General features: G+C 63.9%; 18 protein-coding genes and 1 pseudogene. 6 read left to right on the forward strand and 13 right to left on the reverse strand.

Features of this window, described 5'->3' with window-relative positions:
• Position 1 precedes the first annotated feature (1 nt).
• From BTO02_RS28090 to BTO02_RS28115, 6 genes are all read right to left on the reverse strand, one after another.
• Positions 2–3307, reverse strand: a complete 3306-nt coding sequence (locus BTO02_RS28090; protein ID WP_075160361.1) for an efflux RND transporter permease subunit — start codon at positions 3305–3307, stop codon at positions 2–4.
• A gap of 11 nt (positions 3308–3318) precedes the next feature.
• Positions 3319–4602, reverse strand: coding sequence for an efflux RND transporter periplasmic adaptor subunit (locus tag BTO02_RS28095; protein ID WP_075160362.1), 1284 nt, complete (start codon positions 4600–4602; stop codon positions 3319–3321).
• A gap of 138 nt (positions 4603–4740) precedes the next feature.
• On the reverse strand, positions 4741–6336 hold the full coding sequence (locus BTO02_RS28100) for an efflux transporter outer membrane subunit (protein ID WP_232243568.1): 1596 nt from the start codon (positions 6334–6336) through the stop codon (positions 4741–4743).
• Between the two features lie 595 nt (positions 6337–6931).
• A complete protein-coding gene (locus BTO02_RS28105; protein ID WP_075160363.1) occupies positions 6932–8038 on the reverse strand; it encodes a TAXI family TRAP transporter solute-binding subunit in 1107 nt (368 codons plus the stop codon).
• A gap of 75 nt (positions 8039–8113) precedes the next feature.
• A complete protein-coding gene (locus tag BTO02_RS28110) occupies positions 8114–9256 on the reverse strand; it encodes a zinc ribbon domain-containing protein (protein WP_156884006.1) in 1143 nt (380 codons plus the stop codon).
• A gap of 492 nt (positions 9257–9748) precedes the next feature.
• The gene (locus BTO02_RS28115; protein WP_232243569.1) at positions 9749–11251 is read right to left on the reverse strand and encodes an MDR family MFS transporter; all 1503 of its coding nucleotides are present in this window, start codon (positions 11249–11251) and stop codon (positions 9749–9751) included.
• Positions 11252–11441: 190 nt separating this feature from the next.
• On the opposite strand from BTO02_RS28115, the gene BTO02_RS28120 reads away from it, so the two are divergent.
• Entirely contained in the window at positions 11442–12149 is a 708-nt protein-coding gene (locus BTO02_RS28120) for a TetR/AcrR family transcriptional regulator (RefSeq protein WP_156884007.1), read from the forward strand.
• Positions 12150–12248: 99 nt separating this feature from the next.
• Here the strand turns inward: BTO02_RS28120 and kdgT are convergent, their stop codons facing one another.
• Positions 12249–13295, reverse strand: a complete 1047-nt coding sequence (gene kdgT / locus BTO02_RS28125) for a 2-keto-3-deoxygluconate transporter (protein ID WP_075160367.1) — start codon at positions 13293–13295, stop codon at positions 12249–12251.
• Between the two features lie 304 nt (positions 13296–13599).
• On the opposite strand from kdgT, the pseudogene BTO02_RS28130 reads away from it, so the two are divergent.
• Positions 13600–13948: pseudogene (locus BTO02_RS28130) on the forward strand (IclR family transcriptional regulator domain-containing protein); the annotation flags it as partial.
• 282 nt (positions 13949–14230) lie between these two features.
• Complete coding sequence (locus BTO02_RS28135) at positions 14231–14689, forward strand: response regulator (protein WP_075160368.1); 459 nt, start codon at positions 14231–14233, stop codon at positions 14687–14689.
• Between the two features lie 115 nt (positions 14690–14804).
• Here BTO02_RS28135 and BTO02_RS28140 read toward each other — a convergent pair whose 3' ends face one another.
• The 3 genes from BTO02_RS28140 to BTO02_RS28150 all read right to left on the reverse strand — a co-directional run bounded on the left by BTO02_RS28140 (position 14805) and on the right by BTO02_RS28150 (position 16740).
• Positions 14805–15371 (reverse strand): Fur family transcriptional regulator, encoded by a 567-nt coding sequence (locus tag BTO02_RS28140; RefSeq protein ID WP_075160369.1) that lies wholly within the window; start codon positions 15369–15371, stop codon positions 14805–14807.
• A 34-nt stretch (positions 15372–15405) separates the two neighbouring features.
• The gene (locus tag BTO02_RS28145; RefSeq protein ID WP_075160370.1) at positions 15406–16032 is read right to left on the reverse strand and encodes a glutathione S-transferase family protein; all 627 of its coding nucleotides are present in this window, start codon (positions 16030–16032) and stop codon (positions 15406–15408) included.
• A gap of 81 nt (positions 16033–16113) precedes the next feature.
• Positions 16114–16740 (reverse strand): glutathione S-transferase family protein, encoded by a 627-nt coding sequence (locus tag BTO02_RS28150; protein ID WP_075160371.1) that lies wholly within the window; start codon positions 16738–16740, stop codon positions 16114–16116.
• A 204-nt stretch (positions 16741–16944) separates the two neighbouring features.
• Between BTO02_RS28150 and BTO02_RS28155 the strand changes: the two genes are divergently transcribed.
• Complete coding sequence (locus tag BTO02_RS28155) at positions 16945–18654, forward strand: ATP-binding domain-containing protein (RefSeq protein WP_075160372.1); 1710 nt, start codon at positions 16945–16947, stop codon at positions 18652–18654.
• Here BTO02_RS28155 and BTO02_RS28160 read toward each other — a convergent pair.
• Positions 18632–19579: a phosphoribosyltransferase gene (locus BTO02_RS28160; protein ID WP_075160373.1), complete on the reverse strand. Its 948-nt coding sequence runs from the start codon at positions 19577–19579 to the stop codon at positions 18632–18634. The genes BTO02_RS28155 and BTO02_RS28160 overlap by 23 nt on opposite strands.
• Positions 19580–19956: 377 nt before the next feature.
• Between BTO02_RS28160 and BTO02_RS28165 the strand changes: the two genes are divergently transcribed.
• Together BTO02_RS28165 and BTO02_RS28170 are read left to right on the forward strand one after the other, a co-directional pair.
• Positions 19957–20376: a molybdopterin-dependent oxidoreductase gene (locus tag BTO02_RS28165; RefSeq protein WP_232243687.1), complete on the forward strand. Its 420-nt coding sequence runs from the start codon at positions 19957–19959 to the stop codon at positions 20374–20376.
• The gene (locus BTO02_RS28170; RefSeq protein WP_198039272.1) at positions 20346–22241 is read left to right on the forward strand and encodes a hybrid sensor histidine kinase/response regulator; all 1896 of its coding nucleotides are present in this window, start codon (positions 20346–20348) and stop codon (positions 22239–22241) included. The genes BTO02_RS28165 and BTO02_RS28170 overlap by 31 nt, the downstream gene beginning before the upstream one ends.
• Positions 22242–22310: 69 nt before the next feature.
• Here BTO02_RS28170 and BTO02_RS28175 read toward each other — a convergent pair whose 3' ends face one another.
• Positions 22311–23165, reverse strand: a complete 855-nt coding sequence (locus BTO02_RS28175) for a helix-turn-helix domain-containing protein (RefSeq protein WP_075160374.1) — start codon at positions 23163–23165, stop codon at positions 22311–22313.
• Positions 23166–23377: 212 nt separating this feature from the next.
• Positions 23378–24112: a FadR/GntR family transcriptional regulator gene (locus BTO02_RS28180; RefSeq protein ID WP_075160375.1), complete on the reverse strand. Its 735-nt coding sequence runs from the start codon at positions 24110–24112 to the stop codon at positions 23378–23380.
• Positions 24113–24193: the final 81 nt, after the last annotated feature.

The raw sequence follows: 24193 nt of genomic DNA on the forward strand, positions 1-24193 counted from the left end.
GTTACACGTTCGCTTCCTGCGGATCGCCGTCGTCGTGATGGTGGATCTTCTTCGACGGTTCATCGAGCTTGTCGCCGAGCAGACGCCGCACGGTGACGTAGAACACCGGTATCAGCATCAGCCCGAAGAACGTCGCGAACAGCATCCCGCCGATCACGCCCGTGCCGATCTCGTGACGCGACGCGGCGCCGGCGCCCGTCGACAGCACGAGCGGCACGACACCGAGAATAAACGCCATCGAGGTCATCAGAATCGGCCGCAGACGCAGGCGGCCCGCTTCGATGACCGCATCGTAGAGCGTCATGCCCCGCGCCTGGCCTTCGACCGCAAACTCGACGATCAGAATCGCGTTCTTCGCGGCAAGACCCACCACCGTCACGAGACCGATCTTGAAGTAGATGTCGTTCGGCACCTTGAACCACAGACAGAACGCGAGCATGCCCAGCATGCCGAGCGGCACGACGAGCAGAACGGCCACCGGAATCGTCCAGCTTTCGTACAGCGCCGCGAGACACAGGAACACCACGAGCACGGACAGCCCGAGCAGCACGGTCGCGGAGCTGCCCGCGAGCAGTTCCTGATACGACTGGCCGGTCCAGTCCGCCGCAAAGCCGTTCGGCAGCTTCGTATCGACGATGTTCTGCAGCGTGTCGATCGCCTGACCGGTCGAATAGCCCGGCGCCGAGTTACCGACGATCTCGATCGCCGAGTAACCGTTATAACGCGGCAACACGAGCGGACCGATGGTCCATTGAGTCTTCACGACACTCGACAGCGGCACCATGTTGTACGGTGCGATGCCGGTGTTCGCAGCCGACGGATTGACCTGCGTCAGATATCCGCTGCTGTTGGCCGCGCCGGTCGAGCTCGACGATGACGTACTGGCCGTTGTCGCGGTGCTCGCACTCGACGTCCCGCTTGTGATGCCGTTGGTTCCGCTGGTCGCCTTGGTCGGCGTATACAGATGCTGGAACGCATCGAGACCCATCCGGTACGGCGCGTCGGCCTGGATATACACGCGCTTCACGCGGCCGCCGTACGTGAACTGATCGATATAGAACGGCGCCAGTTGCATCTGGATCGTCGCATAGACATCGCTCAACGACAGGCCCATCGCTTCGGCCTGCACACGGTCGACCGCGATGTCCAGCTGCGGCGCGGTCGGCAGCGAGTTCGGCCGGATGCCGAACAGCACCGGGCTCTTCGTGGCGTCCGTGACCAGCGTCGCCGTCGCCGCGTCGAGCTCCGCGCGCGACTGGCCTTCACGCGCCTGCAGATACATATCGATACCGCCGAACTGGCTCAGGCCGCGAATGGTCGGCAGGTTGGTCGCGAAGATCTGTGCATCGGGAATCGCGTGCAGGATCTGATTCACCTCGGGAATCAGCTGCATGGCGGTTTTCGAGCGCTTGTCCCAGTCGGTCAGCTTGATGAACGCCATACCGACGTTTTCGCTCGTGCCGACGAAACTGAAGCCTTCCGGCTGGAAGATGCTCGAAATGTCCTTGCCGACGGGACTCTTCAGCAGCGTCTGGCGAACCTCGGTCATCACGTGGTTCGTGCGCTGGATCGTCGCGCCCGGCGGTAGATTGATCAGCGCGAGAATGAAGCCCTGGTCTTCGTCCGGCACGAAGCCGGTCGGCAGCTTCGTGTACAGGAAGCCGGCCAGCACGGTGACGATCACGAACAGCGTCATCCAGATCGGCACGCGGCGCGCCGAATGGCCGACATGGCGCACGTAATGGTGCGTCAGCCACTCGAAGCCGCTGTCGAACTTGCGGAACAGCCAGTTCTTCTGCACATGCGAGCCCTGTTTCAGGATCGCCGCGCACAGCGACGGCGTGAACGACATCGCGAGGAAGGCCGAGAAGATCATCGACACGGCGATCGTCAACGCGAACTGTGCGTAGATGATGCCGGTGGCGCCCGGTTGCAGCGCGGACGGCACGAACACGGCCGACAGCACGACCGTAATCGCGACGATGGCCCCCGTGATCTGCTTCATCGCCTTGATGGTGGCGGTGCGAGGGTCGGACTTGTCCTCCGTCATGATGCGCTCGACGTTTTCGATCACGACGATCGCATCGTCCACCACAATGCCGATGGCAAGCACCATCCCGAACAGCGTCAGCTGGTTGAGCGTGTAGTGAAGCGCGGACAGGCCGATGAACGTGCCGAGCAGCGCGACCGGTATCACGAGCGTTGGAATGATCGTGGCCCGGAAGTTCTGCAGGAACAGCAGCATCACGAGGAACACGAGGATGATCGCCTCGGCGAGCGTGTGCACGACGTCCGCGATCGACGCGGTGATGAATGGCGTGGTGTCGTACGGCACGCTCCACGACACCCCGTTCGGCAGGTCTTTCGCGAGCGACGTCATTTCCGCTTTCACCGCCTTCGCGACCGCCAGCGCGTTTGCGCCCGGCAGCAGGAACACCGCGAGGCCGCCGGCCGGCTTGCCGTCCCAGACCGGCGCGATGCCGTAGGTTTGCGCGCCGAACGTGATGTTCGCGACGTCCTTCAGACGCACCACCGTGCCGTTGCTGTTCGCCACGATGATGATGTCCTCGAACTGCTTGCGCGTCGAGAACAGCGAATCGCCGGAGACGGTGGCGGTGAACACCTGGCCGGGCAACGCCGGATCCGCGCCGAGCGAACCGGCCGCGAACTGCGCGTTCTGCGCGCTGATCGCGGTTTCCACCTGCGTGGTCGACAGCCCATACGACTGCAGCTTGTCCGGGTTGAGCCAGATACGCATCGCGTATTCGGAGCCGAGCAGCGTGGTATTTCCGACGCCGTTCACGCGGCCGATCTGCGGCTGGATGTCCGACGCGAGGATGTCCGAGAGGCGCCCGGCGTCGATCGCCGGATTATCCGAACGCAGCGCGAGGAACATCAGGATATCGGGGCTCGCCTTTGCGACCACGACGCCTTGCTGCACGACCGCGGACGGCAGCAGCGGCTGGGCGACCGTGATCTTGTTCTGCACCTGCACCTGCGCGATGTCGGGATTCGTGCCGGTCGCGAACGTCAGCGTGATGACGGACTGGCCGTTCGAACTCGACTTCGAACTGAAGTACAGCAGATTGTCGATGCCGGTCAGCTGCTGCTCGATCACCTGCGTGACGGTGGTTTCCATCGTCTGCGCGCTCGCGCCCGGATAGGTCGACGTGATCGTCACCTGCGGCGGCGCGATGTCCGGATACGAGTCGATCCCCATCGAGCGCATCGCGATGTATCCGAACAGCGAAATCAGGATCGCGACGACCCACGCGAAGACCGGGCGTTTGATAAAGAAACTCGGCATGCCGGAAACTCCTATTGCGCGCGGCTAGCCGCGTTCGCCGTGTCGGGTGCGGACGCCGCCGCGGCGCTCGCCGTCATGGCGCCCGATGCGGCCGGGGCCGGGGCCGCCGCTGCTGGGGCGCTTGCGGCCGCGGCGCCTGATGCGGCGGCTGCGGGCGGCTGCCATGCAACGGGCACCACCGGCTGGCCCTCGTGGACGCTCTGCAGTTGCGTGACGAGCACGCGGTCGCCGTCGTCGAGTCCGCCCGTGACGATCCAGCTGTCCTTGTACTGGTAGGCCGCGGTGATGTCCTTGCGCACGATCTTGTTGTCCGGGCTCACCGTGTACATGTACGAACCGACCGTGTCGCGCAGCAGCGCCTGCTGCGGCACGAGGATCACGTTGTTCTGCTGGCCGAGGTTCATCGTCAGGTTCACGTACATGCCGGGCAACAGCACATGGTTCGGGTTGGCCACGAGCGCGCGCAGATTGACCGCGCCGGTCGTCGCATTGACGGTCACGTCGGTGAAGTCGAGCGTGCCGACCTTGTCGTACACGCTGCCGTCGGGCAGCGTGACTTCGACCGTGGTCCGGTTCTGGTTCGACAGCGCGACCGAGCCCTTCGTCGCGGCCTGGCGCAGCGTGACGAGATCGGCGGCGCTGATCGTGAAGTTCACGTACGACGGGTCGATCTGCTGGACCGTGGTGAGCAGCGTGCCCGCCGCGCCGGCGTCGCTGTTGCCGCTGCCGACCACCGCGCCCGCGGTGACGAGCTGCTGGCTTGCGATGCCGCTGATCGGCGAGGTCACGCGCGTGTAGTCGAGATTGATGCGCGAGCTCTCGACGAGCGCCTGATCCGCTTTCACCTTCGCGGCCGCACTGCGTTCGGCGGCGTCGGAGTTGTCGACGGTCTGTTGCGACACCGAGCCGACCGGCAGCAGTTTGCGATTACGCACCGCGGTGATGTGGTCGTTGACGTAGGTCGCCTGGTCCTGCGCGAGCTGCGCGAGGTTGTTGTCGAGCTGCGCCTTGTAGAAGGTCGGGTCGATCTGGAACAGCAGTTGCCCTTCGCGCACCTGGCTGCCTTCCTTGTAGACGCGTTTGAGCAGCACACCGGACACGCGCGCGGTCACGTTCGCGCTGTAATACGGCGAAAGCCTGCCGACCAGATCCCTCGTGAGCGGCACGTCCTGCTTGTGCACGGTCACCACCGACACATGCGGCGGCGGCGGTGCGGCCGGCTTCTGTTTGCTGCAAGCGGCGAGGCCCACGAGTAAAAGGCACAGCAAAGGCCCGCGTAGCGGGAATGACTTCATGAAGACTCCATTCTTGCTTGACGGCAGTGATGACGACAGCCCGAGGCATCCGGCGCGGTATTCGTCGCATGACGAAGCCCGAACATCAGCCGGAGCGCCGCGAGTAGCGGGGATTCAAACATCCAGGACCGGCGCGGTTCAGCGCGGCGGCGGCGTCGACGCCTGCTGCTGGTCCGACGCCGCATCCGGCGCCGAAGCGGTCGTTGCCTTCGAAGACGCGCCGTTGCCGGCGGCCTGCATGTCCTTGTAGTCCCAGCCCCCGCCGAGATTCCTGACGAGTGCGACGCTGCTCTGCGCGAGCAGCGCCTGCGTGTCGCTCAGGTTCTGCTCGGCGAGCAGCAGGGTCAGCTGCTGGGTCAGCACGTCCTGCTGGCTGGCCGCGCCGGCCTCGAACTGCGCGTTCGAACTGGCGAACAGCTGCTGGTTGCGCTTGAGAATATCCGTGAACGACTGCGCCTGCTGGCGCAGGTGATTGACCGAGGAGAGGCTGTCTTCGACGTTCTGGAACGCGGTGAGCACCGTGTTGCGGTAGGTTGCGACATCCTGGTCATAGGTGGCGCGGGCCTGGCGTACCGCGGCTGTGCGTTCGCCGCCGTCGAAAATCGTCTGGGCGATATCGGGGCCGAGCGTCCAGAAGCGGTTCGGCAGCGAGAACAGATTGGCGAACGTATTGTGCTGGAAGCCGCCCGTGGCCGACAGCGTGACGGTCGGGAAGAATGCGGCTTCGGCCACGCCGATCAACGCATTGGCCGACGCCGCCGTGCGTTCGGCGGCCACCACGTCGTAGCGGCGCTCGAGCAGTTGCGACGGCACGCCGAGCGGGATTTGCGGCTGTACGAACGCATAATTCGGATCCGGCGCGATCGAGAAGTTGCCGGGCGGCACGCCTACCAGGACGGCGATCGCGTGCTCGTCCTGCTCGCGCGCGATCAGCGTGGTCTGCAGGTCGGCAATTACCACCTCGAGGTTGTCCTGCGCGGCGAGCACCTGGTCGTTCGACGCCTGGCCTTCGCGATACGCTTCCTGCGTCATATAGAGGATGCGGCTGTCGATGTCCTTTTGTTGCGTGAGCAACTGGATGTCGACGTCGGCCTGCCGCAATTCGAAATAGTCGATCGCAATGCTCGCGGCGATGGAGAGCCGCTGCCCGGCCAGTTGCGCGTCGGTGGCTTCCGCGGTGCCTCTCGCCGATTCGACCTGGCGGCGGATCGCGCCCCACAGGTCGAGCTCCCACGACGCCGTGGCGCTCGCGACGAAGTCGTTGTTCACGCCCGGCGCAAACGAGCCCGTGGCCGAGCGCGACGTTGCGCCGGCCGGCGTGCCGCTGCGCGTGCCGGACAGGTCCGCCGTGACGATCGGGAACAGCTGCGCCCGGTTCTCCTGAACGATCGCGAGCGCGGCGCGGTACGCGGCTTCGGCGGCGGCGATCGTGAAGTTCGCCTTCTGCGATTGTTCGATGAGTTCGGTGAGCTTGTCGTCGTTATACATGCGCCACCAGTCGCTCGACAGCGATGCCTGCGGGTTGGCCTGGGCGCGATTCCAGTTGGCGCCTTCCTTGAAGCTTTGCGGCACCTGGACATCGGGCCGCTTGAAGTCCGGGCCGAGCGCGCATGCCGTGACGGCGAGCGTGGCGGCGAGCGCGACGCCGCTCTTCAACAGGCGCCATGCCGGCGAGGGCGGCAAGGCGCGCGGCGCTTCAGATAACGATGGGGCAATCAGCGAAACAATTTTCACGCAGGCTTCCTGTCAAGGAATCGAGTGGCAAGTGAAATGCGACGGTTGCAAAAATGAACGTATAGCTTTGCTCTGTGACGAACGCTCGTCGTGCATTCGGCGATTCTAGTCGGTATGAGTGAAGTTATGACTGCATGTTTTGTTTACAGCGTGTTTCGTATGGCGGCAACAACAATGGCCATGCAAAACAGGTGTGTAAGCTTAATGAAAAAATATACGCCGGGCGACTATTGGAAATACGCGAATTTTTGAATTCGCACGATGTCGATTGCGAAGTCTGATCGTCCAATGCGAAAAGACTGTGGTCGAAAAGTCATGAAAACGGGCAAAATCAGGCAATCCGGATTAAGTCGTCCGCAATGTTGCTTACATAACACTGGTCGACTGTTGTGTCGCGCAACGGGAGTAGACGCGATGCGCGTAATCGTTGTTGCGCCAATGCAATAATGCATTGCGCTTTAAGAAGTAATCGTTACGCCGCTTCGCTTAATGGCCGATGTCTTATGTCGCACGTGTCGCGCATGATTAACGCGCTTTGCGCAATAGAGAAGGGTGCGCAATGCGCACCCTTCTCCGGCAATCCGACGCTCGCGCATTACTTCCCGCACAGCAGCAGCAGACGCTCCTGATCCGAGCATGGCCGCCGGTTCGTTTTCTGGGCGGTGGCGGCGGCGCGCTCCGGTGCGGCCGCCGTGCCCGCCGCCTGCATCGCGGCGCGATGCGCGAGGCACGCCTTCAGATGCTTCTCGACCGGCGGGTAGTATTGCCAGCCCTTGCCGAGACTCGGCAATTCGAGTTTCACCTGCTTCCACTTCGGATGACCATGCTCCTGCAGGTTGTCGAAGTTCTCGCATAGCGAGTCGGCGAAGCGGTTCAGATTGCCGACCGTGTCGCGCAGATTGTAGTCGTAGGTGACAAGAAACGCCTTGACGGTCCACGTCGGCACGTCTTCCTTGAGCCAGTTCGGGTAGCTCGATACGCGGATCGTCGCGGGGAAGTAGGTTTGTCTCGCGCGCGCGCTTTCGGGCGCATTCGGATCGACGCGCAGAAAGCGGATCTGCTGCAGCAGATCGGGGTTCATGTCGGTAAAGAGCTTGGCGGGTTGCCCGGCGACGACGATCGCGACGTCGATTTTCTTCACGATCAGCGCGGCGAGCGCATCTTCATTGCTCAGGTGCTGAACGTTCTGCTCGGGAATCGGCTGGTTGAACATCAGGCGGTAGAGCGTCGTTGCCGACTGCGCAGTGCCGCTGCCGATCAGCCCGACACTGATCACCTTGTCCTTGATGTCGTTGATGTTCTTCATCGGCGAATCGTTGCGCACGACGAAATAGATCTCTTCGTCGTAGAGCGGCATGATGAGCCGCAGCGGGCGGATCGTCGTGCCGGCATCCTGGTTGCCGGAGTTGGCCATGTCCACATAGGCCTGATAGACATCGGACTGCACGAGCGCAAGCTTGACGCCAGGCTCGAAGCGCATCCGCTGGACATTCTCCGCGGAACCCTTCGATGGAATCACTTCGAGATCGATGCCGACCGGCTGCGCGACCCATTTCGACAGGTCATTGCCGATCTGGATATACGTGCCGCGTTCGGGGCCGGTCACGATCTTGTAGTGCGCGTTCGCCGGCGCGGCGACGGCGAGTGCCGCGAAGAGCAGGGCGGTCAGGCCCGCCAGTCCCGTCAGAATGATTTTCAGCATGGTCTCTCTCCCATTTTTGGCATCGATGTGCGGCAGATCTCAAGACACTTTGGAATACGTAGGGTTGACGTGCAGCTAACGTGTGGCATCGGGCGGCGCGGCATGCTTCCATCCCGATTGCCTGATCGTGCGCTCCTGTGCATCGATACCGTTGTCGTTGCTTGCCGGGGTGGTGCTGCCGGCGGCGACCGGCTGATTCGTGCTCGCGCCGGGGTTGGCGGCTGATGGCGCGCTTGTTGTTGCGCTTGTCGGTGCGCTTTTGAGTGCGCTTGTGAGTGAGCTTGTCGGTGCACTTGTGGGCGCGCTCGTAAGCGCACTGGTCGTCGCGCCGGCAGGCGCGCGCGATGTGCGCGGCAACGGAGGCAGCGCCGCGGTGCCGCCCGGCGATGCGCCCCAATCCTGCGACGACGGCAAACGCACGCTGCTTGCGCCGCGCGGTAGCGGCGGCTCGGACGCCGCCGTCGTGCCGGATGCCGCGGCGCCGGCCTGCGATCCCTTCGGCGGTGTCAATGGTGTCCAGCCGGTCGACAGGATCGCGCGCTCGAGCAGCGATTGCGCGCGCGCGCTGCTCGAATCGATCGCGAGTGCATCCGATGCCTGCCGCTGCACGCATCCCCATGCGCGCTCGCTTGCGCATCGGTCCGCGCCTTGCAGCGCGGTGTCGCGCCGCTGTTCGCGCACGGCGATGTCGCGTTGAAGGTCGCGCGCGTCTTCGTTGTCGGCCTCGCGCGCGAGTGCGGCGTTCGTCGCGGCCTTCGCATCGGACAGGTTGTTTTGCGCGAGGCTGGCGCGTGCCGCGCGAAGGCTGTCGGGTAGGTCCTTGAATTGCGGCATGACGCGCGGTTTGGGCGCGGGCGACGGCGTATGTGCATCCGCAGAGGGGGGCACGGCATTCGTCTGTTGTGTCGAGTAGGGGGAAATCGAGCCGCCCGATGAACTGGCGATCTGGTCATCGGGTGCCGACTCCGGTTTGCGGTTTTCGCCGAGCAGCACATACGCCGCGTAGCCGAGCGCGACGATGAACGCGAGCAGCAGCAGTCCCTTCGCGACGATCCATTGCGTCGTATGCCAGAACGGCGACTGCCGCTCGATCGCGGAGTCGTCGCGGTAGTCGGGCTTGACCGGCGGCTGATCGGTTGCCGCGGCCTCGCCGGTCGACAATGCGGCCGGCGCGACCGGCACGGGCGTGGCCGGCGCTGCGGGACCCACGGCTCTCAAGGTCGCATCCGGGCGCGTGCGTGCCACGGTTTCGAGCGGTCGATCCGTGCCGCAGTAAGGGCAAAAATCGACATGCTGATAGAGCACACCGCCACAACGCTTGCACGGCGTGGGGAAACTCTGGTCACGAGTAATCTGAGCAGACATGCTGTCGACCCACCGTTATGGCGATGCCATTTCGGCATGCTCCGGATCGTCGTTGATGCGATCGGCGAGGACTCGCGGAACTCACGATCTACATGCGCAGGAAAGCGGCGAGGCTGGACCGAGCACAGCCGCTCGAAGAAAATATGGGTGCTTTCCAACAGCGCGTCAATCGCCGTTGTTACCTACCGCACACACGCGTTGCCGCCTCAAGGATCTGAACGATCGGCGCGAGGGAATTTTCACAGCGAAAACACGATTGCGTAAGCCGCTTTTTTAATCATAAGAATAGCTAAACGACTGACGCGACGTGTTGCCGCATCCGAGCCGTATCGCACATGCGGCTCATCAATGCTTGCGCAACGGATGATCGCGCATGAGCCACGCGAGCGCGAATGCAAGAACGACCACGCAGGCCGCTGTCAGATATACGGTATGCAACGCCCCCGCAAACGACTGAAGATACACGCTGCGCAATGCATCGGGGAGTTGGTGAATTGCAACAGGGCCGAGCGAATGCGGCAGCTCGGTACCTGCAGGCAACGCCGCTTGCAAGCGCGCCGCAAGCCCATTCGAAAAGATCGCGCCGAAGCCCGCAACGCCGACCGAACCGCCGATCGAACGGAACAGCGTCGCGCCCGATGTCGCGACACCGAGGTGCCTGAATTCGACCGTATTCTGCACCGCGAGAATCAGCACCTGCATCACCATGCCGAGGCCGCAGCCGACGAGACCCATGTACACATACATGGTGCGCACGGGCGTGGATACGGTCAGCGTGGCGAGCAGCGCCATGCCCGCGGCGACGAGCAACGTACCGACGATCGGGAACATGCGGTATTTGCCGATGCGGCTGATGAGCCTGCCGCTGATGATCGACATGACAAGCACGCCGCCCATGATCGGCAGCATCTGCATGCCGGCTTCGGAAGGCGTGGAGTGCTTGACGACCTGCAGATACATCGGCAGAAACGTGACCGAACCGAACAGCGATACGCCGACGATAAAGCCGATTGCGCTGGACAATAAAAACGTGCGCTGGCGAAACAGTTCGAGCGGCAGGATCGGTTCGCGCGCGTGACGTTCTTCGTATATGAAGCCGACCACGCAGACCGCGCCGAGCACGAGCGTCATCCACAACTGCGCCGACGACCATGGCAACAAACCGCCGCCTTCGCTCGTAAACAGGATGATGCAGGTGAGGGCGCCCGCGAGAAACGCGGCGCCCATGTAGTCGATCGAATGTTTCACCTGCAACGTGCGCGGCTTGAATACGGCACCGATCACCACCAACGCGACGATGCCGAGCGGCACGTTGATATAAAAGATCCAGCGCCACGACAGGTGGTCGACGAGGAAGCCGCCGAGTAGCGGGCCGACGACGGTGGCAAGACCGAACACGCCGCCGAATATGCCCTGATAGCGGCCCCGTTCCGCCGGTGGAATGACGTCGCCGATCGCGGCCATCGTGATGACGAGCAGGCCGCCGCCGCCCAGACCTTGCAGCGCGCGCAGCAACACGAGCTGCGTCATGTTCTGCGCGACGCCGCATAGCGCCGAGCCGATCAGGAACAGCACGATCGATGTTTGCAACACGATCTTGCGGCCGAACAGATCGCCGAACTTGCCGTACAGCGGCACGACGATGGTGGAAGTGAGCAGGTAGGCGGTGACGACCCACGACAGGCTGCTGAGCCCGCCCAGCTCGCCGACGATGGTCGGCAACGCGGTCGACACGATGGTCTGGTCGAGCGCGGCGAGCAGCATGACGAGCAGCAGCGCCGGAAACAGCAGGCGCAGCGACGGGCGCTGCGCCGTGTGTTCGACGGGCGCGGGAGCGGGGGAATTCACGTCGATGTCCAGGTCCATGATGCGGCAAGCGAACGGGAAGTACGCTTGAAATTAATTAACACGAAGATTAATATTATTCGACGTTAGCCGTTTCGTCAAATTCGAACGCGGCTCGGGTTCCGGCGATGGCGGTCGGGAACGAGGCCCTATAGTTGAAGCGGGAAAATTAAGTCTTATGAAAGGCTGGTTTATGGCAAAGGCAGCGCAATCGGGTAATGCGGCGGCAGCGGCGGCAGCGGCGGCAGAGGCGCCACTGTTGAATAGGGCACGCCGTCCCGGCCGGCCGCTGGGCGCCGCGCGCGCGCCCGAGCAGCGAGCGCGGCTGCTCGACGTCGCGCTCGCGCTATTTGCGCGGCAGGGCATCGTCGATACGACGCTTGGCGCGATCGCACGCGAAGCCGGCTACACACCGGCCATGGTTCACTACTACTTCAAGACGCGCGATCAACTGATCGACGTGCTGATCGACGAGCGCTTTATGCCGTTGCGGGCCGCGCTCGCGGGCGCGTTTCACGAGAACAGCGAAGATCCGGTCGCGGCCGTTACCGAACTGGCTCGCAGGCTTGTCGCGATGGCTCGCGACTATCCGTGGTTTCCATCGCTCTGGGTACGCGAAGTCATCAGCGAAGGCGGATTGCTGAAGCGGCGCATGAACGAGCGCTTCGGCGATGCGAAACAGAAGGCCTCGCTGGCACGCATCGCGAAATGGCAGAAGGAAGGGCGGTTGAATCCGTCTATCGAGCCGTCGCTACTGTACGTGTCGATACTGGGGCTGACGATTCTGCCGCTGGCCGCGTCGAATGCATGGCGCAACGATCCCGCGCGCAGCCGGCTCAAGGCCGACGACATTGCGCGCAATGCAGTCGCGTTGCTGACAGGCGGCGTCGGACCTCGCTAACAGGCGTCGTTCATGTCACGCTGCCCGCGCGCGGCCGGCGCGAACTGCGCGGACCGTCGTCGCAGTTCGCGTTTCCCGGCGAACCCGGCTCCCGGTCGCTCATTGTTCGAGCGGCCTGCGTTCGAGTTGCGCGTCGAGCGCTTGCGAATCGGCCAGCGCATCGAGCGATGCATAGGCCGCATCGCGATACTTCGCCGATAGCACGCCCCAGCGGCGCGCCCAGAGCGATGTGACGATCGGCGTCAGCAACGCCGTCACGACAACCGAGGTCGCAACCAGCGCCGTTGCGGCCGGTGCAACCGCCGCATAGCGCGGCTCGATGCCCGCGATGATCTGCGGCACCGCGACCGCCGCGCCCGCCGTCGAACAGGCGCCCACGCCCGCCGTGCCGTTGCCTCTCGCAAGAAAAATATCGGCGAGCACGAGCGTCGTGCCGGTCACGAGCATCACGCAGATGCCGACCACGATGCCAAGCAGGCCCGTGCTCGCGATCACCGCGAAATCGAGGTTATTGCCGAGCGCGAACGCGAAAAACGGCACCATGACCGGTACGGCCGACCCGAAGAAGCGCCGCAGTTCGGGATCGAGATTGCCGAGCGCGAAGCCGATCAGAAACGGCAGCAGCGCCCCGAATAACGTCGCATACGGAAAGCTCGCGAGGCCGGCGATGCCGAGCGTGACCATCGTCATGAACGGTCCCGATTCGAGCGACATCAGGCAGAACGCGCCCGCCTCCTCTTTCGTGCCGTACTGCTGCATCAGTGCCATATAGAGGCCGCCGTTCGTCTCGTTCATCACGCAGATCACGGTCAGTGCGGAGAGACCCGTGAGGAATCCCGACGTGATGCCGCCCGGCGGCAGGAAGTGCGAGGCAATCACGCCGGCGAGCGCGGCCGTCGCCACTTTCGTCACGACGAGCACGCCGCTTTTGCGCAGTACGACCGGCGTCGCCTTCAGGCTGATGCTGGCGCCCATGCAGAAGAACCAGACGGCAAGAATCGGCAGCGTGCCGGTGATCAGCGCGTTCGAAAACGAGCCGAGATATTTGCCTGCGTGCGGCGCGAAGGTGTGCACGCATGCGCCGAGCAGCAGCGGAACCAGCATCAGTCCGCCCGGAATGCGGTCGATGGCCTGTTTGATCTTCATGCCGGAGTGCTCCTCCACGAAACGGGTCGTGCCCGATCGGTTTTTTTTGGGTGCGCGGCCGGTGCGTCGTGCGCCCCGAACAGTGCTGGACTGCAATTTATCACCGGTTCCGCGCAGTATTCTGAAAATATTCGCATTGCTATGCGATCGTTTACACCTACTTCGTTGTCGTAATGGGCATTCATGCAGCATAAGATGCGCTGGTGCGATCGCGTGCGTCGCATCGGCGTATTCGGAGCAAACAATTGCGGACCGCTATTCCGAAAACAATTGACCTGATGCCTATGGCCGCGTTGCTCGCCTGATGAAAGCCGGGGAGGCACGCAATGTGCTACGAAGGATGGTGTTCGGAAAGTCGACGCAGAAGACCCGCGTCGGCCGAAGCCGTACGAGGCGTTCCTGCCGCGTGTGAGTGCGCGTGTGCATGAGCAATGCTACGGTGACGACAACGAGGAGCAGGAGGAAGGGCTGCAATGCATCGCAGTGCCGGTATTCGAGCGGTTCGGGCGGGTGATCGCGGGGCTTTGGATTTCGTTCCGGCCATGCGTGGCGGCGCCGATACGAAAGCTCATTATGTTGCGTTGCTAAAAGAGGCCGGGCGTGCAATTTCGGCACGACGGGGCTATCACGACAGTCTTCGCGCACCGGATTGAGCATTGTTCAGGGTCCGCATGGTCACGCGCGCGCCTTAAAGTTGGGCTATGTTGGCGTCGCCCGCGTCGCTGCGGTGCATTGCGCAGCAGCGTACACTTCCTTGCAACTCGTCGGACGCAGTGAGGTCAATGGACGGTAGATTGATGGAAACCGCCTGGCGAACAGCGCGCCGGCAGTTTCGAGCAGGTACGTCGTGTAAATCTGCAAGGGTGGTGAAGCTCGTACAGGCTATTCGCTGTCGGCGCTGGCGCGGTGCAAGTGCCTGACAAGACCACGTCAGAATGCATAAACAGCTGAACAACAGCTGCTTTTTAGGTAACAACGCAAAAATGAACGGTGCATTAAGGCTCGATCAGGCGACGATCGTGCTTGTAGAAGACGACCCGCAAAATCGCGAGTCGCTCAAGAGTTTGCTGGAGTCCGAAGGCGCGCATGTGGTGGCGGTGTCGGACGCGGAGGAGGGAGTCGAAGCGGCGGTGCGTGTGATGCCCGACGCCGTTGTGTGCGACATCGACTTGCCCGCCATGGACGGTTTCTATCTGATCCAGCGGTTGCGCGATCACGAGATTCGCGGCGATCACGCACCTGCGGTTGCGGTCGCGATTACCGGCCATACCGACGAAGCCTACCGCCTGCGCAGCATCGGCGAGGGATTCCAGCACTTCATGACGAAACCGGCTCGCCCCGAGACGCTGGTGACGCTGCTGCACGACGCGATCGGCGCGCGTGCGGCGGGTTAGCTAGCGCGACGCACGCTTCGCGCGTTTGCACGCATCGGCGTCGGCATGCATTTTCGAGTGTCCGGGGCCTTGTGCCCCTTCTGCCCGGCGTCGTGTGTTTCGTGTGTTTCGTGCTTCAGTTGCCGGCGGCTTGCGCCGCCTGGCACGCTGCGCACAGCCCTTTGAGTTCGATCTCTTCGCCGGCGAGCCGGTAGCCCGCGTCTTCGACCTGCGCGATCAACGCTTCGCGCAACTTCGGCTGGTGCAATTCGGCGACGCTGCCGCATTGCTGGCACACCACGAGCATGCCGTGCTGGCATTGCGTCAGATCGTGGCAAACGGTGAACGCGTTGATCGATTCGATGCGGTGCACGAGGCCCGCCGCGAGCAGGAAATCCAGCGCACGATACACGGTGGGCGGCGCCGAGCCGGGATGGATTTGCCGCATCTCGTCGAGCAGCGAATACGCTTTGGTCGCGCGCCCCGAATTGAGCAACAGTTCGAGCACCTTGCGCCGGATCGGCGTCAGTTTTTCGCCGCGCTCGCGGCAGTATTCATCGGCAAGCGCGAGCGCCGCCTCGGGCGAAGCGGGATGGCGATGCGCGGTGTTCCCAGTGTGGGCAGTATGCGCGCGCGCGCGGGCGGGCGCCCGTTTTTCGGGGGCCGGCTTGTCGGTGGCCACCCATGCCTTTGCGGTTTTCATGCGGTGATTATAAGGGGCCGGCGCAGGCGCGGATTCAGTCGAGTTTGACCTCGAAACCGCGCCGCACCGCGGGCCGCTCGAACATCATCTGATACCAGCGATGCACGTTCGGGTAGTCGGCGAGATCGACCTTATGGCGTTCATGGCGCCACGCCCAGCCGAGAATCGCGAAATCGGCGACGGACAGATCGCCCGCCACGTATTCGGTCTTGCCGAGGCGCGTATCGAGCACCGAGTAAAGCCGCCGCGTTTCCGCGGAAAAACGCTTGAAGCCGTACGCGCGGTCGCTTTCCGATTGCAGCGCTGCAAAGTGATGTACCTGGCCAGGCATCGGCCCGAAGCCGCCCATCTGCCACATCAGCCATTCGAGCACCGGCACGCGATCGCGCAGGCTCTTCGGCAGGAATTTGCCGGTTTTTTCGCCGAGATAAAGCAGAATCGCGCCCGATTCGAACACGCTGATCGGCTGCCCGTCCGGTCCCTGCGGATCGACGATCGCCGGGATCTTGTTGTTCGGGCTGATGCGCAGGAACTCCTCCTGGAATTGCGCGTTGTTGCCGATGTCGATCGGCTTGACCGTGTACGGCAGTTCCATTTCCTCGAGCGCGACGCTGATCTTGCGTCCGTTCGGCGTGGCCCAGGCGTAGAGCGTGATTGTCATGTCGTGGTGGAGTGAAAGTGAGTTGATCGCGAGGCGTCTGCGTATGTCTGCGTCTTGCGCACGCACGCAGTCTCACGTTCGTCAGGTGAGCGGGAAATCGACGTATTTGCGAAAACCCGAACGCGTCGCGAGGCGCGAATACCAGCGTTCGAGATTCGGCAGCGACGGCCGCTCGACCCCTTCGAGGCCGAACCAGCGCTTCGCATACGAGCCGATCACCACGTCGGCCAGCGTGAATTTTTCACCTTCGATGTAAAAATGCTTCTGCAATTGCGCATCGAGCATCTTCCAGATGGCGCCGACCGCGTTCACGTCGGCGGCGAGCTTCGTGGTGTCGCGTTGTTCGGCCGGTGTGCGCACGACGGCGAGAAACACGGGCCGTTCGGCCGGCACGAGCATCGCGAGCGTCCAGTCGAGCCAGCGGTCGATGCTCGCGCGCGCTTTCGGGTCGTTCGGATAGAGGCTGCTCGATTCCCCGTATTGCATCGCAAGATAGCGAAGGATGGCGTGCGATTCCCACAGCACGTAGTCGCCGTCGACGATGGTCGGAATACGGCCGGTCGGATTCATCGCGAGATAGTCGGGCGTGTCGTTGCGCCCGAATTGCAAGCCTGCATCGATGCGCTCGTATGGCAGCACGAGCTCGTCGCAGCACCACAAAACTTTCTGAACGTTGACGGAATTGCTGCGTCCCCAGATCGTAATCACCGGCGAAATCCCTTTTATGACAAGGTTGGCAAGCCGCCCACATGCGCGGCGTTCAATCGTTAACGATACACGAAGCCGAATCATCCGACCGAAGCGCAAGGACACCGCGGCGCGCGACCTATTCGCGTCGTAGGCATTGCGTACAATGAGCGCTCGCCGCGAGAGCGGCATCGACAACACGCGTCACTGACCACGAGGCATTGCATGGCCCGCATCGTTCCCGACGACTGGAAGCACGTCGCCGCCGCCGGCGCCGCCGCCCGCGAAATCGAAACGCTGAAGCTGCTCGAAGAGGCGCTGCCCGCCGGCTACACCGTCTATCACGGCGTGCATTGGACGCGCGTCAATCAGGGCTTTTCGGTATTCGGCGAAGCGGATTTCGTGATCGTCTCGCCGTCGGGGCGCGTCATGATCGTCGAGCAGAAAACGGGCTTTCTGCGCGAAACGCCGAAGGGCCTCGTCAAGGCGTACCTGCAGACCGAGCGTAACGTGGCGATTGCGCTCGCGCGCACGATCGAAGGCCTTCATCGCCGCTTCACCGCGGCCTTCGGCGCGGGCGCGTATTTCATCGAAGGGCTGCTGTACTGCCCCGATCATGCAGTCAAGGACGCGGCAATTGCCGGCGTGGACCCGGCGCGTATCGTCGACGCGACGAAGAAGGAGCGACTCGCCGCGATCATCCGCGAAGCGCTGCCGGCCGACGAGCCGCGTTTGCCATGCGCGGCCAAGATCCATCATTTCCTCGCCGACGAGCTGTCGCTGACGCCCGATGCGAGCGCGCTGGTCGGACAGGCGGGCACGCTCGTCACACGGCTCGCTGGCGGCCTCGCGACGTGGGCGCGCCGCCTCGAATTCACACCGTTCCGGCTGCGCGTGATCGGCACGGCCGGTTCGGGCAAGACGCAGCTCGCGGTGCAGGTGATGAACGACGCGGTCGCGCGCGGCGAGCGGCCGCTTTACGTGTGCTTCAACCGGCCGCTCGCCGATCATATTGCGCGCGTCGCGCCGCCCGAAGCGAAGGTCGCGAACTATCACCAGCTCTGCGACTGGATTGCGCGCGACAGCGGCCGCACGCCGGACTTCGCCGCGCCGGACGTATTTGCGCAGCTCGAAACGGTATTCGCGCAGACGCCGATCGATTCGCGCTGGCAATACGACGTGCTGATCGTCGACGAAGGGCAGGACTTCCGCGAGGCATGGGTGCCGGCGCTCGAGCGCGTGCTGCGGCCGGGCGGCGCGTGGTGGTGGCTCGAAGATCCGCTGCAGAATCTTTATATGCGCGAGCCGGTCGCGCTGCCGGGCTGGACCGTGCTGAAGGAATCGACGAACTACCGCAGTCCGCGCGACATTCTCGAGTATCTGCGCGACGTGGTCGGCGCAACGGTGCCGCATGCGGCCGGTCTTACCGCGGCGAGTCCGTTCGACGGCTCCGACATCGCGCTATCGATCTACGACGAAGCGCAAGCCGCCGACAGCTGCGTCGACGCGACGAAGCGCGCGATCACGCAGGCGCTGTCGCTCGGCTTTCGCAAGCAGGACATCGTCGTGTTGTCGTTTCGCGGGCGCGAAGGCTCGGTGCTCGCGTCGCTCGATCAGTTGGGGCCGCACCGCGTGCGCAGCTTCACCGGCAAATACGATCTGTTCGGCAACCCCGAGTACCGTGATGGCGACGTGCTGCTCGAATCGATCTATCGCTTCAAGGGGCAGGCCGCGCCGTGCGTGATTCTCACTGAAGTCGACTTCGATGCATTCGACGAGCGCAGCGCGAGGAAACTTTTCGTCGGTGCGACGCGCGCGACGATGAAGCTGATCGTCGTCGCATCGGAGCGTGCCGCGCGGCATCTGCAGCGAGGCACGGGCGAAGCAGGCGAAAACGCCGGGATGGCCGCGGTCAGCCCCAGCGCGACGCATTGACGAGCGTGCCCGAACGCGTTTGCGCATCCCACCAGATCACGCGCAGCAGCGGCGCCGCCTGCGCGATGCGCAGCGCCTGCACCGGATCGCTTTCGATGAAATGCGTGACGCCGCAGCGCAATGCCGCCGCGGCCTTGTGCGCGGCGGCGCCGAGCGGCGTTTCGTCGTGCCTGTCGGGCACGCGCATCACGAGTTCGAGGTGCCCGAACCCGTGGCGTTCGAGCCACGCGCGCGTGCGTTCGAGGTCCGTTTGCGGCCGGCCCGTGATGACCGCGCGCACATGCTGCAAGTCGATGCCGGGCAGCGCCTCATACGGTTGCAGCGCATCGCGCTCGGCGAGCGCCGCGGCCAGGTCGGCGTCGTAACGCGTGAGCGGCACATCGGGCAGCAGAATGCCGTCGAGGTCGATCGCGTAGGTTGCATACTCGTGATCGTGCGACATCGATTGTGCGGCGCCGGCTTCGACCTGCAGCCAGTCTTCACGATACCCGTCGGTGTATGCCTGGCGCTCCCATGGGAACAGCGCGAAATAGCCGCTCGCATCGTTGGCGAAGTCGGGGCGGATGCGACTCAGTTCGTCGAAGGCGCCTGTCAGCGTCTTGACGACGAGTCCATGCTGTTCGAGAAACGCAATGCAGTCGACGAGCGTAAAGCCGCGGCCCGCGATGTCTTCGCATAGCAGCACTTTCGAGCCCGGCGACGGCAGCGGCAGCGACGAATCCCATGTGACGTGGCGCGCACGGCGCTCGTAGCTCAGGAACGCGACGGGCACGCCGATGCTGTGCGAGGCCATCAGCGCGAGCGGCGCGCCGCCGCGCAGAATGCCGATGGCGGCTGAAAATCCTTCTGCGAGCAAGGCGGGCTGCAACGATTCGATCCAGTGGTCGAGCTGTTCGTAAGTGAGCGGAAGAACGGGCTTTTTCATGGGCTGGCGTTCGGTTGCGTTCTGGGCGCGAATTGATGTTGGAAGAGAGCCGATGGGTCGATACGCATGCGCCGCCGGCGTGACGGCTTTTTCGGGATGGAGGCGATATTATGCATGCGGTTCACCGGGTGCGCGCTCAGGATCGTGCTTCGCATGCGAACAAGCGCACGGTGGACCACCACGAACAACGGAAAAGAACAGGCCAGGTCATGCGGGAAGAACATGGGAAACTGCGCGGGAAACTGCGCGGGAAACCGCGCGAAACGCGGTGTGTGCCGGCGCGGCATGCGAGCCGCCGGGGACTCGATGCGATATGTCACAAGCTGACCTTTGCGATACTCGGATGCTGCGTCGCAGCGGCGGCTCATGCGACGCCGATGGCGCTCGACGTGACAGGCAAGATTGCGAACACGACGGACAGCGCGCATCACGTGTTTCATTTTTCGGAAGCGCAGATTCTCGCACTGCCCGCGCACTCGATTACGACTTCCACCTCCTGGACGCCGAAATCGACCTTCACGGGCCCGCTGCTCGCGGATATCCTGAAAAAGGTGGGCGCGTTCGGCAAGCGCATCGAAGTGCACACATACGACGACTACACCTACACGGTGCCCGTGTCGGACACCGATCGCTACGGCGTGATCGTCGCGTATAGCATGAACGGCCAGCGGCTCAGGATCAGGGATTTCGGACCGCTTTTCCTCATTTATCCGCGTGACGCGTACCCGGCGGAGCTGACCGGCGCGGCCACGGATGCGAAATTCGTATGGCAGATCAAGGCTTTGATCATCAAGTGACGCAAGGGCGGCCGACGTCGCCGGCGTCGATGCGCCGCGCGCTGCATCCGTGGCGGCGCCGCATCGTTTATGTGTTGATCTGGCTGACGGCCCTTGCTGCGCCGACCGCGGCGATCGGCTACCTGTTGTACGCGACGCTGCTGAGCCCGCGCGTCACGCAGCTCGCGGATTCATACGACGGCGTCTACTGGGACGCGGCGCAGTTGCAGATTGCCTATGCGCGTCTCGAAAGCCAGTTGCTTCAATACGAAACGGGCATCGACGGCGACTACGCGAAGCTTCGGCTGCAATATCACGTGCTGCAGTCGAAGCTGCGCGTGATGGCCGGCTCGACGCGCCAGCTTGCCGGCAAGGCCGTGCAGTCCGAAGAGCAGCAGCGTGAAATCGCGGCGCTGGCCGGAATGCTCGACGCGCTCGGGCCGACGCTCGACGCACTGCCGCGCGACCCGACGCTGGCCGGCAACATCGTGCTCGAACTGCGTCGCCATTGGAACGAGATCAACCATCTCGCGCTGTCGCGCCGCTCTTCGGAAGTCGCGACCCGCGCGGCGCTCGATACCGATTTCCTCGCGAAGCGGCGCATGCTGTTCGCGGCGGTCCTCGTGCTGATGCTGCTGTCGGCGGCGGCGAGCGTGCAGCTCGTCGTCAACGCCCGGCGGCGCACGAAGCTCATCAGACAGCAGCGCGCCGCGCTCGAAGCCGAGCATCAGGCCACGCGCGCGGCCCGCGAAGCGAGCCTCGCGAAGGACGCGTTTCTCGGCATGATCAGCCACGAGCTGCGCACGCCGCTGCACGCAATCGTATCGTCGATCGAATTGCTCGGCTTCAATTTCCACTCCGAAGCCGATCGCAAGGTCATCCGCCGTCTCGAATCGGCTGCGCGCCAGCTCGAAACGCAGATGAAGGACCTGACCGACTATGCGCGGCTCGGCGCGGGCAAGCTCGAACTGCGCGACGAGCAGTTCGAACCGCGCGAACTGCTCGCGTCGGTCGTCGACGAAAGCGAGCCGGCCGCGCACGCACGCGGCCTTGCATTCGCGAGCGGCGCAAGCGGCGTCGAGGGACTCGTCGAGTCGGACCCGCACCGCATCCGTCAGATCGTCACGAATCTTGTGACGAATGCGATCCGCTACACCGAAAAGGGCACGGTAACGCTGCATTTCGAGCAACGCAGCGACGCGCTCGCGATCGTGGTCAGCGATACCGGGCCCGGCGTGCCGACGGCGCAGCTTCCGTTGATCTTCAAGGAGTTCACGCGGCTCGACGAATCGCGCGCGCGGCGTTTCGACGGCGCGGGCATGGGGCTCGCCATCGTGCAGGGACTCGTCGACCTCTTTGGCGGCGAGCTTGCGGTCGACAGCGTCGTCGGCGTCGGCACGACGTTTACGGTGACGATCCCGGTGAAACCGGTCGAGCCGCCGGCCGCGGCAAGCCTGGGCCCGCGAGCGCGACGGCGCGGCGCGCGCCCGCGCGTACTGGTGGTGGACGACAACCAGCCCGTGCGCGAATCGCTGTGCGAGATGGTCGAGCACATGGGCTACGAAGGCGCGGCGGTCGGCGGCGCGGATGCCGCGTTCGCGTGGCTCGAGACGCAGCGGTGCGAACTGATCCTGCTCGACCTGCAGATGCCGGACAAGGACGGCTATGCGTTCATCGTCGAATTCAACGCCGACGAGGCGCGTGCGCGCGGCGTGCCGGTGATCGCGGTCACCGCTTACGCGCCCGAATTGCAGACGCATGGCGCGGCGCCGCTCTTCTTCGACTGTCTGACGAAGCCCGTGCATTACGACGTGCTGCATGCGGCCGTGCATCGGGCGCTGGCCGCGCAAGGGAGCACGGCGGGCGGCGCGGCCGCGGTTCTGTAACCCGCGGCCGTGGTTCCGTGACCACCGGCCCTGGCCCTGTGACCCGCGGCCAGGACCCGCGTGCGTAACCTATACCCGGCGCAGCCGCTTCGACAGATCGGCCACCAGAATCGCCATCCGCGCGGGCTTCTCATAGCACGCAACGTCGAATGCGCGCACGATCTCGCTGATATCGGACTCGCTGGCCTTGCCCGTCAGCAGTTCGCCGGTCAGCACGAAGATCGGCGCGTCGGGGTTTTCCGACGCGCGCACCGCGCGAATCGCGTTGGCCGATGTCTGATCGCCGAACAGCCAGTCGATCACGACGCCGTCGAATACTTGCGTCTGCAACGATTCGTTGAACGCCGCGAGACCGTACAGTGCCACGGCCGCGAAGCCGTTGCGTTCGAGATAGTCGCGCAGGTTGTCGGCCGATGCACGATCGTCGTCGACGACCGCGATCAGCGGCTTGTCGTTCTCGGCACGGCGCGGGTAGATCTCGATCTTGTGGACTTCGAACGCGTTCTGATAGAGCGCGCCGTCGCAGCGCACGACGCGCCACTGGTCCTGCTTCGACCACGCGATGAATTCGGGCCGGCTGCCCGGCTCGATCGGTGCGCCGACCCAGGCGGTGCAGGCGATCTCGGCTGTGCCGACGCTGAACAGCGCCTCCTGTGCCGTTGCGCCGACCATGCCGGGGTCGAGCGACTGCGCGCCGAACAGTTGCGCGGCGGGCTCGTCGAACACTTCGGCGACTTTCCTGATCTGGGAGAGCGTCCATGGGCTGTTGCCGCGCAGTTTGCGATGGCCCTGCGAGAAGCTCAGGTCCAGGATGCGGCACAACTCGCTGGTTTGCTGGCGCTTGGCAATGCCGTGCCGGCTCATCAGTTCGCGCACGCGTTCGGCAACAGCGAGAGAGTCGGCGGAAAGGGCGTCGTTAGACATGCTGGATGTAGGTTCGGTCGTCGAGTTATTCATTGGGCATCGTGCGCCTCACGTATTCTAACGAGGAAGTGCATGCGAATTGCATCAGGATGACTACTGGATTGACGCATGACGTCCGGCGCCGATAAGACGAAGTGCTCCCTTCACTACGTCACCGTCGCCGCGTGGCGTTTATTCGGGTGTGCTCATTGGGGGCGCTCATTCTGGGGCGCTCATTTGGGCGCAATGTCGCGACGCACACGCATGATGTGCTGCTCGACGTAAAACGCCGCGGCATCGCCGTCTCCGTTCACGATCGCCTCGTAGATCAACCGGTGTTCGGACACATAGAGACGGATGCGGCCGATGTCGTAGATCGCGTCGTCCTTCAGACGCTTCCACAGCGGCTGGTTCATTGCCTTTGCAACTTCATCGGCGATCTTCACGAACAGCGCGTCGCCGGTCATGATGGCGAGCTGACGGTGGAACAGCCGGTCGCTGTCGTTCCACAGCGCGCGTTGCGCGGCGTCGGTTACATCGGTTAGCGAATCCATCTGCGCGAGATAGTGCTCGGCGATCTCGTCGCGCCGCGCGTGCATGGCCGCGCGCCTTGCAATAGCGGGTTCGAGCACGAGACGCACGTCGAGCGCCGAGGTCGGGCTGAAGTCGGCATCGGCGCCGAACGCCGCGCCGCCGCCCGGGGCCGTGGCGAGCCGCTGCAGCGCATCGGCGCACACATAGGTGCCGGAATTGCGCCGCGTCAGCACGAGCCCTTCGTTCTGCAATGCGCCGATGGCCTCGCGCACGGCGGGCCGCCCGACGCCGAAGCGCGCCGCGAGATCGCGCTCGGACGGCAGACGCGACTCCGGCGCGAACTGCCCGTTGCGGATATCGGCGCGCATCCGTTCGGCGACCTGTTCGTAGATCTGTTTGGGACGAAACGGGTTATCGGGCGGCAGCAATGTCATGACCGGGAAGCGCCTCGGTCGACTGATCCAGAATCAAACCAGTTCGACGCTGTTTTTTTGAAATTGGTTGATATGGAACCA

The sequence above is a fragment of the Paraburkholderia sp. SOS3 genome, from assembly GCF_001922345.1.
Taxonomy (GTDB): Bacteria; Pseudomonadota; Gammaproteobacteria; order Burkholderiales; family Burkholderiaceae; genus Paraburkholderia.